The sequence below is a fragment of the Mesorhizobium sp. M0833 genome, assembly GCF_040319905.1.
GTDB lineage: Bacteria > Pseudomonadota > Alphaproteobacteria > Rhizobiales > Rhizobiaceae > Mesorhizobium.
Genome location: NZ_JAMYOQ010000048.1, coordinates 1 through 12192, shown reverse-complemented (window position 1 = coordinate 12192; position 12192 = coordinate 1). Strand labels below are relative to the sequence as shown.

9 protein-coding genes and 2 pseudogenes are annotated in these 12192 nt (G+C 56.5%); 10 read left to right on the top strand and 1 reads right to left on the bottom strand.

Annotated features, from left to right (window positions below; genetic code table 11):
- Window positions 1-285: 285 nt before the first annotated feature.
- The 3 genes and pseudogenes from NKH98_RS30765 (at window position 286) to NKH98_RS30755 (ending at window position 4407) form a co-directional block, all read left to right on the top strand.
- Window positions 286-2673 carry a CehA/McbA family metallohydrolase gene (locus NKH98_RS30765; RefSeq protein WP_352904057.1) on the top strand — a complete coding sequence of 796 codons (2388 nt, stop codon included), beginning with the start codon at window positions 286-288 and terminating at the stop codon, window positions 2671-2673.
- Window positions 2674-2927: 254 nt separating this feature from the next.
- Window positions 2928-3340 (top strand): annotated as a pseudogene (locus NKH98_RS30760) (helix-turn-helix domain-containing protein); the annotation flags it as partial.
- A gap of 118 nt (window positions 3341-3458) precedes the next feature.
- A protein-coding gene (locus NKH98_RS30755) for an IS630 family transposase (RefSeq protein WP_352650035.1) occupies window positions 3459-4407 on the top strand; the annotation gives its coding sequence in 2 pieces (ribosomal slippage) (window positions 3459-3794 and window positions 3796-4407; 948 coding nt in all).
- Between the two features lie 215 nt (window positions 4408-4622).
- On the opposite strand, the gene NKH98_RS30750 is transcribed toward NKH98_RS30755, so the two are convergent.
- Complete coding sequence (locus tag NKH98_RS30750) at window positions 4623-5420, bottom strand: IclR family transcriptional regulator (RefSeq protein ID WP_352904056.1); 798 nt, start codon at window positions 5418-5420, stop codon at window positions 4623-4625.
- 756 nt (window positions 5421-6176) lie between these two features.
- Here NKH98_RS30750 and NKH98_RS30745 point away from each other — a divergent pair.
- The 7 genes and pseudogenes from NKH98_RS30745 to NKH98_RS30715 form a co-directional block, all read left to right on the top strand.
- Complete coding sequence (locus tag NKH98_RS30745; protein WP_352904055.1) at window positions 6177-7343, top strand: aminotransferase class V-fold PLP-dependent enzyme; 1167 nt, start codon at window positions 6177-6179, stop codon at window positions 7341-7343.
- A gap of 88 nt (window positions 7344-7431) precedes the next feature.
- Window positions 7432-8322: an amino acid ABC transporter substrate-binding protein gene (locus NKH98_RS30740; protein WP_352904054.1), complete on the top strand. Its 891-nt coding sequence runs from the start codon at window positions 7432-7434 to the stop codon at window positions 8320-8322.
- Between the two features lie 60 nt (window positions 8323-8382).
- On the top strand, window positions 8383-8580 hold the full coding sequence (locus tag NKH98_RS30735) for a hypothetical protein (RefSeq protein ID WP_352904053.1): 198 nt from the start codon (window positions 8383-8385) through the stop codon (window positions 8578-8580).
- Window positions 8577-10001, top strand: a complete 1425-nt coding sequence (locus NKH98_RS30730; protein ID WP_352904052.1) for an aspartate ammonia-lyase — start codon at window positions 8577-8579, stop codon at window positions 9999-10001. Before NKH98_RS30735 ends, NKH98_RS30730 begins: the two co-directional genes overlap by 4 nt.
- Window positions 10002-10036: 35 nt before the next feature.
- Window positions 10037-11080: an asparaginase gene (locus tag NKH98_RS30725; protein ID WP_352904051.1), complete on the top strand. Its 1044-nt coding sequence runs from the start codon at window positions 10037-10039 to the stop codon at window positions 11078-11080.
- Window positions 11081-11145: 65 nt separating this feature from the next.
- A pseudogene (locus NKH98_RS30720) lies at window positions 11146-11363 on the top strand (alcohol dehydrogenase catalytic domain-containing protein); the annotation flags it as partial.
- Between the two features lie 179 nt (window positions 11364-11542).
- Window positions 11543-12192 (top strand): IS5 family transposase (locus NKH98_RS30715; RefSeq protein WP_352904050.1); only part of this gene is annotated, 650 nt, incomplete at its 3' end.

The following is a 12192-nucleotide window of genomic DNA, read 5'->3' as shown; positions in this document are numbered from 1 at the left end:
GATCGAACGGAGACCTGCTGATGGTGTTCGGGTGCCGCCGAGGCTAAAGACAAAGAGACGAAGGACTTCAACATGAGTGCTTATCGAGACGGCCCAGCTTCGTCGATGTTCCGGCCTGTCAGCCTTGAGGGCACGGTCTCGCTCGAGGAGCTTGCACGACATCCACAAGTTTCGGCCGAGCTGGCTAAGGCCGTCCCGTTCGCGCATTCCGGCTCGTGTGTGGCGTGGGGCATCCCTTTCCAAATTGGGCGCCCGGTTCTTCTCCGGGATCAGGCGGTTACAGTCATGATTTCGCCGACGGCAGCTCAGTGGTTCGTCTTCTTGCATACTTCGGATATACGTTCGCTTGCCGCCGCTTCGAACGGGCTTGTCTCCCCAATGCGAGGAAGCGGCCAGCTCGGCGAACACGCAGCTGACTACGTCTTGATTTACGAAGATGGCTCCGAGCAAAGGGCAGAAATTCGGCGGCGGCATCAGGTCGGTTCGTTTCAGTTCCGGTGGGGAGAGCAATGTCTCCAGGCAGTAACGGCCAAGAAACCTCGGCCTCTGTCGCTCAATAGCGGCCACCAATCTACGCTTATCAACGACACCACTGCTCACGGTCCCACTTGGGGCGAGCGCCAGACTCAGCTCCTTTTTGAGGAGCCGGCACCATGGCATAACTTTCTATGGGCCTTCGAAAATCCGCATCCTGAGAAAGCAGTGAAGGCACTCAGGTTCGAACACGTGTGCGGCACTTTGATTATTTTTGGGGTAGCAGCAGGCAACGCACACTCTATGCCGCTCCGTTGGGAGAAGCGCAAGAAAGCGTTGCTCAGGGTGCCGCCCGAATTGAGCTTCGGTCCCGCTCTCGATGATGATAGTCGTTTGAACCAGGTCCAAATCGATCTCGGCCAAGTTATTTCTGCCAGCCCGCGGCTCATTTATCCTACGGAGGCTTGGGAAAGGACACGTCAAAACCTGGAGCCCGGTACGACATTCAATGAAGTGGTCGTCGAGTATGCCGCTCACGAAGACGCTGAATTTCATTTGCCGGACGGCACTCGCATCGCCGTCCGCGACCTTGAAAAGCATAGCTCTCAGAAGGACTTCATCTTGGAGCCGATAGCCGCTGCGGACCAGCGAGTGATTCTTCGCGTGGTTGAGGCAGGGACAAATAGGCTCCTTCCGGTCAAGCTTCACGTCCATGGTAAGATGGGTGAGTACCTCGCTCCGGTTGACCGGATGCGAAACCCGAATCCAGGATGGTTCGAGAATTACAGCCCGGACTTTTTCCATGGCAATCATCTATCCACATATATTTCGGGATTTGCGATGATTGATCTGCCGTTGGGCGAGATCTTCCTAGAAATTACAAAAGGATTCGAGGTTAAGCCCATCCGGAAAACATTCGAAATCACACGAGAAACCAAACAGATCACAGTCGAGATAGAAAAGGCTCTTCATTGGCGTGAAAAGGGTTGGGTTACCGCCGATACGCACGTCCATTTCCTGTCTCCGGCAACAGCTATGCTGGAAGGTGCCGCGCAGGGCGTAAATGTCATCAATCTTCTTGCCAGCCAGTGGGGAGAGCTGATGTCCAACGTCGGCGATTTCGATGGTCACACAACTTTCGGCACTAAGGCCGCTGGAGGTGACGGTGAATTTCTGGTGCGCGTCGGCACCGAAAACCGCCAGCATGTCCTCGGCCAGATCTCGCTTCTCGGCTATTCAGGCAATATGATCTTGCCGCTGTGCTCCGGCGGCCCTGACGAATCAGCCATCGGCGACCCAGTCGACGTGCTCCTCACTGAATGGGCGAGACAGTGCCGCAAGCAGGGCGGCCTGGTCGTCCTGCCCCACTTCCCGAATCCGCGGCTGGAGAACGCTGCGACGATAATTCTTCAGGAGGCCGACGCAATTGAACTGTACCCAGGTAGGGATGCTTACGGCGGCATTGACCCTTATTCACTTTCCGATTGGTATCGCTATTTGAACAACGGCTATCTGGTTCCTGCTGTAGCTGGAACCGACAAGCAATCGGCACGGTATGCTGGTCGAGCAGTGGGAGCTATTCGGACCTACGCCAAAATTCCGGACCACCAGGAGTTTTCTTACCAAACATGGATGGACGCTGTTCGCACAGGTCATACATTTGTGACCTACGGTCCCCTCATGGATTTCAATGTAGAGGGAAAGCCCATGGGAAGCCGCATTAGCATGGCCTCATCAGGTGGGACAATCGACATTAGCTGGCAAGTAGCTAGCGTGATAGTGCCCATGACCTCGATACAACTTATTGTCAATGGTGAGGTCGAGGAAAGTTGCTTACTGAAAGCGGACCGGGATGCCGGGATATGGTCCGTAAGTATCCCCAAGAGTTCTTGGATCGCGTTACTAGTCCGCGCCAAATATGACGACAAGCCTGAGATAATTGCCGCTCACTCATCGCCAGTTATGATTGATGTCGACGGCTCCGCGTTCTTTGCGGCGGCTGACGCGCTTACAATCCTGGAGCAGATCGAGGGCGCATTAGCTTACATCGACACGATAGGAACCCGCGCCGAGGAGAAGCGGCACAAAGAGATGCGGCTTTTGCTTCAGGCCGCATATCGGCGCCTTCACAACCGAATGCACAAGATGGGATTTGATCATGCACATTCTGTCGGCCCGAATCAGTCGGGGCATAATTAGAAGAAGTCCACACCAGGCGTGCACGGCCTGCTGGCGTAATGGCTTCGGCATTGAGTGTTTGGTTGGGCAAGCACAAATGCTCTTACTATAACGGCCCCGACGGCCGCATGTGGATTGTCGGAAAAAGGAACCGATGATGATTTGGACAAGAACGAATCTTACAATTGTGCTCGCCGTCGTCACTAGTGGCTCCTGCCTGACATAAGAGTCCAGTCAGAGAGTCCCTTTCTGGCCTGCGCGTGCGAGTCTGGCGCATGCGCACAGGAATATCGTTCACCGTTTCGTCGGCCGATCGCGTCCGTTTGACGGCGCTGATCAGGGATCGCAACGCCCGCAAAAGCATGTCTGGCGCGCCGAGATCGTGCTTTTGTCCGCCGACGGCGTCGGCACCGTCGAGATCATGCGCCGCACCGGCAAGTCGAAGACCTGCGTGTGGCGCTGGCAGGAGCGCTTTGCCGCGGAAGGCTGTGACGTGCTGCTGCGCGACAAGACGCGACCGTCGCGCATTCCGCCGCTCGGTCCCGATGTCGGTGAGCGCGTCGTGGCACTGACGCTTGCTGATCCGCCGGGCGAGACGACCCACTGGATCGCCGACATGATGGCGCAAGCCGCCGCAATCAGCGCCAGCGCCGTCAGGCGCATCTGGAAGGCGCATGGTCTCGCACCCCCGCACCCCACCGCTGGCGCCAGTCTAGAGCGGTTCCTGATTTGACGGAATCGAAGGGGATTCCCCATCAGTCGGTTCTGTGATTCAAGATGCTGGCTGGAGTGGAGGCCAGCATCGGATGACGCGACCGCTTTCGGATGATCTTCGCGAACGTGTTGTAGCGGCGGTTTTGGGTGGCGAGAGCCGCCGGTCGGCCGCGAAACGGTTCGGCATTTCGGTTTCGGCGGCGGTGAAGTTGTTGCAGCGCCATCGGGCGACTGGCTCGGTTGCGCCTGGCAAGATGGGCGGACATCGCAAGAGGGTGCTGGAGCCGCACCGTGCCTTCATCGAGGCGCGTCTGCGTGAGACACCGCATCTGACGCTGCACGGTCTGAAGGATGAGTTGGCCGCACGCGGGGTCAAGGTCTCGCACAACGCGGTCTGGATGTTCTTGAGGCGCGAGGGCCTGAGCTTCAAAAAAAACGCTGTTCGCCCTTGAGCAGGCGCGCGCCGATATTGCCCGCAGGCGTCAGCGATGGCGCTCTTGGCAGGCCGGCCTCGATCCGCAGCATCTGGTCTTCATCGATGAGACCTGGATCAAGACCAACATGGCTCCGCTGCGCGGTTGGGGGCCGAAGGGCAAGCGGCTGCGCGGCTTGGCCCCGCACGGCCACTGGCGCACGCTGACCTTCCTCGGCGCGCTACGCTGCGATAGGCTCGCGGCACCTTGCGTCTTCGACGGCCCGATCAACGGCCAATGCTTCCGCGCCTATGTCGAGCAACAGCTCATCACCGTGCTGAAGCCCGGCGATATCGTCATCATGGATAATCTGGGAAGCCATAAGTCGGCCGCCATCAGACAGATGATCAAGGCCGCCGGCGCCAGGCTTTGGTATTTGCCGCCCTACTCTCCCGACCTCAACCCGATCGAGCAGGCCTTTGCCAAGATCAAACACTGGATGCGCCAAGCGCAGAAGCGTACCGCCGAGGACACTTGGCGCCACATCGGCCACCTCGTTGAAACGATCGAGGCAACCGAATGCAACAACTACTTCGCAAACGCCGGCTACGCTTCCGTCAAAACGTGAAAGACTCTAGTGCTTGCACTAGGAGTAGCAGCCTTCACACTACCTCAGCAAGGCGGCCGTCACCGTGGGGATACTGTTTTGCGATTTTCCACGGTTACGCACAGGGAATTGAGATGCCACGAGAATGCGGGAGGTTTTGAAATATGCGGCGGGCTTCATAATTGCAACCGCACGTTTGCACGCACTAGATGGACAGTGGTTGCAGCTTTTTGCCTTTAGCCGATGTCTTCTTCAGAAAAGTCGCTGCTGGTCTGCAGTATCGTCTCAGATAGCAACTTTGCTGCTCGGACCAAGGGCTCACGGAAGCTTTGAAGCTCTTCAAAGCTGACCCGGGCAACTGGAACGGACACACCAAGGCAAGCGATCAAAGTTCCCCCAGGAGCGAGAATTGGTACGGCGCATCCAACCACACCTTTGACGAACTCTTCGTTGGTCCGAGCCCATCCTTCCCTGCGAGTCTCCTCTAGAACAGCGAGAAGGGCATTAGGATCGGTTATCGTCCTGTCAGTGTGCTGCTCCATCTGCAGAGATCGAACCAGCTTTTCACGCGGCTTCGCAGGAAGCATGCTCATGTAAATTTTGCCAGTGGACGTACAATAGAGAGGCGCACTATGCCCCGGATCAAATTGTAGTCCTTGGGGGACCTTAACTCGTACGCTGTCGACATAGATCACAGCATTGTTTCGCGCGATTCCAATCTCGCATTGCTCTCCGATTTCTGCTGCGACATTCTGTAGAACTACGTGGCGTCGCGCCGTTCGAAAGGCCGAGCCAATCGTCTTCCCAGCAAGCACGACTAGGTTGTTGCCGACAACGAATCGTTTCGTGCCCGCCGCGCGCTGGAGCAGTCCGCGGGACTCGAGGTTGCTGATTAATCTGTGGGCTGTTGGCAAGGGCAGGTCGAGATTCTTGGCAATGTCCGCCGCAGTAACTGCTTTGAGTTGAGTGGCCACAAAATCAAGGATTGCAAATGCTCGATCCAATGGACCATCCGAATTGACGTTTAAGCTCATTAATGCCTCGCGTTGGACTGAGAGCCCAAAATATGAGTATAGAATTCCCGAAATTTGATCATAGCAGCAAACCTCAGATTTGAGAATGTCTGACAGGGAGTTGAAACGGATCCGCTATCGAACCCCTTAATCCCGCCTGATCCGCAAATTCTGCCGCAGGTGGTAGATTGCCGATTGTATTGGCAGGCAGTTCAGTTGTCGAATTGAATGGTTGATGCCTCTCTTGGAGAGCGGCGTGCGCTTTGCCCCTTCAAAGCCTGCAGGCGAGCTCGTTTACTCGACGCCAGACGTCGTTTTTTGCCCGCCCCCGGTCGCCCGCGAGAACGCCTTGAGCATGGAACGCCTTTCGGCTTGTGCTGGTGAATGGCGGTTAGAGACCTTCGCACTCCACCAATCCCTCCTCCATTGACCTACGGGGCGCGGACGGCGCAACCCTCGATGCTGTGTTTTACATGCTGGGTGCATGGCGGAACTGCATGCGGCCCGCCACAACGCGCTCTTACGCTCCTCACTGCGCGTCTAACCTGCGAGCTGATGCACAGCCAGATTACCATCATTTATCATTTTTTGGAATAAAAAAGTCCGATAAAAGATATATTGGTGGACCGATAGCTCATTTTACATATGCTTTAGTCACTGCTGTTCGCAAAGGGAAAATTGTGCAGCGCAAAGAACAAGGTGAGTGCAGATAACTCGCATATTTGACGGACGAGAAGGACGTGGCTCATCCCGCCGCGAGCCGAAACGGAGAGATAGATGACGCAGTATTATAACGTTGAGGCGGTGAGGAAGCTGTTTCCGGTCGTCGAGAAAATGACTTACCTCGACTCCGGATTCCAAACGCCATTGTCGAAGCCTGTCAAGGATGCGCTCGAAACCTTCATCAAGCAAAGCTACGAGACGGCCGGGCCAAAATCGATCTGGATTGATCGGATGGAAAGCACTCGCGCGAAAGTCGCAGCTCTCCTGAATGCCGCCTCTGAGGAAATCGCGTTCACAAAGAACACATCAGAAGCAATGAACATCGCCGCCAACGCCCTTCCGTTGAAGGCAGGCGACAATGTGCTCATGGTCCACGGCGATCATCCCAACAACGCCTATGCTTTTCTCAATCTGAAGAAAAAGGGCGTCGAGATCCGCTTTATTCCGATGACGGAGGTCGTCGATGCGGCAAGCTTCCGCCCCCACATCGACGCAAATACCAAGGCAATATCGATGTCACACGTGACATTCCACGCGGGTCACCGCTTCAATATCGAGAGCGTCGGGCAGCTCTGCAAGGAAATGAGCCTCTACTACGTGCTCGATGTCATGCAGGCCGTCGGCGTGGTTCCGATCGACGCGAAGAAAGTTGGTGCGACTTTCATCGGATCCGGTACCCACAAAGGTCTTCTCGTTCCGCAGGGCCTGGGCCTACTTTACTGGGACAAGAGCCGTACGGAGCTTGAGCCTGCCTATCTCGCTACGATCAGTGTTGCCAATCCACCGGCCGACTTCATCGCCCTGCCGGATGATATGGCCCCTGCCGCCACCGCTGGGCGCTTCGAGCTTGGCAACTTCAACCTACCAGCGACCCATGCCCTCGGCGCGGCGCTCGATCTGATAAGCGAAGTCGGTGTCGAAAAGATCCAGGCGCACTGCTTCGACCTTGGCGACCGTCTGATTGCCGGCCTTGACGAGCTCGGAGTCAGACTAGTCGGTCCGCGCGATCGCGCTCATCGCGCTCCACACATTTACGTCGCGGCTCTACCGGCTGAGGAGTGGATCGATTTCTTCGCGTCCAAGGATGTCCGCCTCTCGCCGGAACGCGACGGTGTTCGCATATCTCTCGGCATGTTCAACACCGAAGCAGACATCGATCGTTTCCTTCAAGTCGTGAAAGAGCGGAATGCTTCGGAAGGCCGGACGACTAAAGCGGCCTGATTACTTCCTGGCCACGCAATAAAGTGCTGCGTGTCCCCAACAAAGACGCAAAAAGCGCGAGCTTCAACGCAAACCAGAGGGATTAATCATGTCCAAGTTACGAACCCTTCTTTCCGCGACCGCCATTGCCGTGGTTTCGATCTCGTCGGCAAATGCTGGCCCGACGCTCGACAATATCAAGGCAAACAACGCGATCTCGATCGGGTATCGCGAAGCGTCGATCCCGTTTTCCTATCTCGGCGCGGACCAGAAGCCCATTGGCTTCTCCATGGATCTGTGTGCGCACGTGGTCGGCCGCCTGAAAGCAGATCTCAGCCTCCCGGATCTTAGGGTCAACCTCACGCCAGTCAACTCATCGAACCGGATTCCCCTGATCCAGAACGGTACCATCGACATTGAGTGCGGAGGCACCGGCAGCAGCACAAAGCGTCTGGAAGAAGTATCATTCAGCGTATCGACCTTCGCAGGCCAGGCGTCCTGGTTGGCGCTTGCACAAAGTGGGCTAGAAACGCCTGAAGACCTCAAAGGCAAGACGGTCGTTGTCGCTCAGGGCTCCAATGCCGTTGGGATCGCGCAAAGCCTTTCCCAGAAGGACGGCCTCGAGCTGAACATTGTGCAGGGAAAGGACCACGCTGAATCGTTCCTGCTGCTCACTTCCGGTCGCGCTGCAGCGTTCATGGAAGATGATATTCTACTGGCTGGCCTAAAAGCTCAGTCTCCGAATGCTGATGATCTCGTGTTTCTGAAGTCTGAATACGACATCTGGTTGTACGGCCTGATGTTCTCTAAGGACGATCCGGAATTCAAGCAAACCGTCGACGACGTTCTGTCGAAGTTCATGGCCTCCGGCGAGTTCACCAAGATTTACGACAAGTGGTTCATGACGGAGATCCCGCCGAAGAACATCAATCTCAACTTCCCGATGAGCGAAGCACTGAAAGAGCGTATCGCCAACCCGAGTGATGTTGTCGATTACTGATCGTGCCAACGGCGCCGGCTTTTGCGGCGCCGTTGTAACACCCCTGCGAGGAACACCCTCATGTTTTCCGTACTCCTCGAGCAAGGCTCCGACGGTCGTACTTATCTCGACTGGTTGCTCTCTGGGCTTGGCTGGACGCTAAGCCTGGCCTTCTTCGGCTGGTGGTTTGCGTTCGCGATCGGTGTCGTCGTCGGAATTGGCCGTGCCGTCAAAAACAGGTCCGTTGCCTTCGCCTCAACATGGGAGGATTACTTATGACCGCTGCTCCTCAGACCGAACGCATCGAAAGAGATCCGCTTGGCCCGGTGGCCATTCCTGCTGACGCCTATTACGGCCCTCAAACGGCCCGCGGTATCGCAAACTTTCCCATCTCCGGTATCCGGATCAGCCATTTCCCGGAATTCATTAAAGCGCTTGCTTACGTTAAAGCCGCCACAGCGCGCGCCAACGCGAAGCTCGGCGATCTTGATGCTGCCAAAGCCGAAGTGATTTGCCAGGTTTGCCAGGAAATCATCTCGGGTGAGCATCTTGATGAATTCCCTCTGGACGTGTTCCAGGGGGGAGCAGGTACATCGACGAATATGAATATCAACGAGGTTATCGCAAATCGGGGCCTCGAAATCATCGGCATGGCGCGGGGCAGATACAGCGCGCTCCATCCGAACAACGATGTCAACCTGTCTCAGTCGACCAACGACGTATATCCGACAGCAATTCGGCTTGCGATCCTTCTTTCCCGAGGCCACTTGCAACGGGCACTGGAGCAGCTTGCCGCCGAACTGGACGGCAAGGCCGAGGCATTCGCCGATGTGATCAAGCTCGGCCGCACACAGTTGCAAGATGCCGTCCCCATGACTCTTGGCCAGGAATTCCAGGCATTCGCGACTACCCTTCGCGAAGATGTCGCTCGACTGGGCGAGATCGGCAATTTCTTCTACGAAATCAACCTTGGCGGCACCGCGATTGGAACCGGGATCAACACTAATCCCGACTATCAGGCAGCCGCGGTCGAAGAACTTCGTTCCGCGACGGGGCTCCCTCTGATATCGGCCGGCAACCTGGTCGAAGCATGTTGGGACACAGGCGCATTCGTCCTTTTCTCAGGGATGTTAAAGCGCACCGCCACGAAACTTTCGAAAATCTGCAACGATCTGCGCCTACTTTCCAGCGGCCCTCGTGGCGGTCTGAATGAAATCAACCTCCCGCCTCTCCAACCTGGCTCCTCGATCATGCCAGGCAAAGTCAATCCTGTGGTGCCGGAAGTGGTCAATCAGGTGGCGTTCCAGATCATCGGGTATGATTTGACGGTCACACTCGCCTCTGAAGCCGGGCAGCTTCAGCTGAACGTAATGGAGCCAGTCATTGCGTATAATATCCTCCATTCCCTCGAGCTGCTTACGAACGCTGTCAACGTGCTGCGAAGCAAATGCGTCGTGGGGGTCACTGCGAACGCCGAAAACTGCCGAAAGCACCTTGAAGCCAGTACCGCGGTGGCGACGGCTTTAACGCCGGCCATTGGCTACGAACGAGCGGCAGAGCTCGCGAAAGAGGTCTTGGCTACCGGCAAAACAATCCGTGAAGTCCTCGCGGAGCAACCGGACCTATCCGAAGATTTAATTGCTCAGATGGCCGATCCTCATCTTCTTACGAGGCCAAGCCGATACCGGGCAGCGTCATAAGGGCACAATCAACCTAATGAAAAGGGGAACTAACAATGCCAAAGTCTTTAGTGGTGGTAATGCTCCTTTCCACAGCTCTGATGTGCGCTGCCGCGGCAGCCACAGCGCAAGAGAATAAACCCAACATTCTGGTGCTGGCCACCGGCGGCACTATCGCTCAAACCACATCAAAAGACGCTACGCTCCTGGGTGACGCGCTTATTAATGCCGTTCCAAAAATGAAGGACGTTGCCAACGTCTCCGCCGAGCAGATTGTCCAGGTCTCTAGTCCCGACATCACGGTCGAGAACTGGGTGAAGCTCGCGAAACGCATCAACGAGGCGCTTGCAAATAACGACGTAAAGGGTGTCGTTGTCACACACGGTACCGATACGATGGAGGAAACGGCCTATTTTCTCGATTTGGTTGTCAAATCCGAGAAACCTGTGGTGCTGGTCGGCTCGATGCGGGGCTCACAGGCTCTCAGTGCTGACGGTCCGGCAAACCTCTTTAACGCGGTCGCTATTGCAAGCAGCGAGGAAGCGAAGGGAAAGGGAGTGCTGATCACGCTTAACGATCAGATACAGTCTGCTCGCGACGTGACCAAAACGAATACCTTTACTTTGGACACCTTCCGATCACTTGACTTCGGCGCGCTGGGTTATGTGCAAGCTGGAAAGCCGTACTTCTATCGCACGCCGATACGCAAGCACACAACTCAAAGCCAGTTCGACCTCTCTGTGGACAGCCTGCCACAGGTGGCCATCCTTTATAGCTACGTCGGTGTAAAGCCCAACATGATAGACGCGGTTATAGCGAGCGGCGTGAAAGGGATTGTTTGGGCAGGCACCGGTAACGGCAGTGTTCCGAAAGCAATCCAGCCGGCAGCTCAGGAAGCCGTGAAGAAGGGAATCATCTTCGTCCGTTCCTCGCGCGTTAATGGCGGCATCGTAGAACGTAATGGCGAGCACAACGACGATGAGCTGGGATTTGTGACATCTGACTCTCTGAATCCCCAGAAGGCACGCGTTCTCCTCATGTTGGCTCTGACCAAAAGTTCAGACTTTAAGGCGATCCAAGACGTTTTCAACACCTATTAACAGGTGAGCCACGATGGCCGGCGTGATGATGCCATGCCGGCCAAACGCTATTGCAAGGAGAAAATATGAAAAGCAGAGCCGGTGTCGCCTGGGAGGCGAATAAACCTCTATCCATCGAAACCATCGAAGTCGGTGGACCTAAGGCCGGAGAGGTACTGGTTGAAGTCATGGCGACCGGTGTGTGCCACACCGATGCCTACACATTGTCTGGTCTCGACTCGGAAGGAAAGTTTCGGCAATCCTTGGCCACGAGGGCGCCGGCATCGTTCGCGAAGTGGGAGCCGGTCGGCCGTGAAGAATACGGAAGCCGCTGATATCGCATAGGAATAGTCTACTTTTCAGGCTTCCGAATTGCAGGTAACGGCCAGTTTGTGGATAGTTTTCTTGCAATTCCAGTTTGCGATTTCGCCGCTTGGCGAAGTGTGATTCACTGCTTTCATCGCAGTGAATCGGAGCCAGGCGATGGGCAGGCCACGCGAGAAGCGCGAGACGGGAGAGCAGGATCTTTTCCGCTCCAGGCTCGATCAGATCATCAACATGAAGCACGAGCTGGTGCGCCTGGCGCAGGCGATCGACTGGCCGGTGCTGGAGGCGCGCTTCGGTGCGGTCTATTCGGACGGTCCCGGCATGCCGCCGCTGCCGACCCGGCTGATGGCGGGGCTGGCGATCCTCAAGCACACCTTCAACCTGTCGGACGAGGTGCTGTGCGAGCGCTGGGTGGAAAACCCCTACTTCCAGTATCTGTGCGGCGAGGAGTTCTTCCGCCACGACCTGCCCTTCGACCGCTCGTCGATAACGCGCTGGCGCAGCCGCATGGGCGAGGAGCGGATCGTCGCGCTTTTGCAGGAAAGCCTCAGCATTGCGGTCAAGACCGGGGCGATGAAGCCGACCGACACGCGCCAAGTGATCGTGGACACGACCGTGCAGCCGAAGAACGTGATGTTCCCGACCGACGCCAAGCTCATCCATCGCGCCCGCGAGCGGCTGGTGCGGCTGGCGAAGAAAACGCGGCTCGACCTGCGCCAGACCTATGTGCGGGTCGGCAAGCTGGCGCTGATCAAGCACCAGCGCTATGCCCACGCCAAGCAATTCAAGCGGGCCAATAAGGCCCT

What these genes read in the sequence shown, in the direction of transcription:
- NKH98_RS30740 (WP_352904054.1), top strand. Translation starts at nt 7,432, where the DNA reads ATGTCCAAGTTACGAACCCTTCTTTCCGCGACCGCCATTGCCGTGGTT.
- NKH98_RS30735 (WP_352904053.1), top strand. Translation starts at nt 8,383, where the DNA reads ATGTTTTCCGTACTCCTCGAGCAAGGCTCCGACGGTCGTACTTATCTC.
- NKH98_RS30730 (WP_352904052.1), top strand. Translation starts at nt 8,577, where the DNA reads ATGACCGCTGCTCCTCAGACCGAACGCATCGAAAGAGATCCGCTTGGC.
- NKH98_RS30765 (WP_352904057.1), top strand. Translation starts at nt 286, where the DNA reads ATGATTTCGCCGACGGCAGCTCAGTGGTTCGTCTTCTTGCATACTTCG.
- NKH98_RS30725 (WP_352904051.1), top strand. Translation starts at nt 10,037, where the DNA reads ATGCCAAAGTCTTTAGTGGTGGTAATGCTCCTTTCCACAGCTCTGATG.
- NKH98_RS30750 (WP_352904056.1), bottom strand. Translation starts at nt 5,420, where the DNA reads ATGAGCTTAAACGTCAATTCGGATGGTCCATTGGATCGAGCATTTGCA.
- NKH98_RS30745 (WP_352904055.1), top strand. Translation starts at nt 6,177, where the DNA reads ATGACGCAGTATTATAACGTTGAGGCGGTGAGGAAGCTGTTTCCGGTC.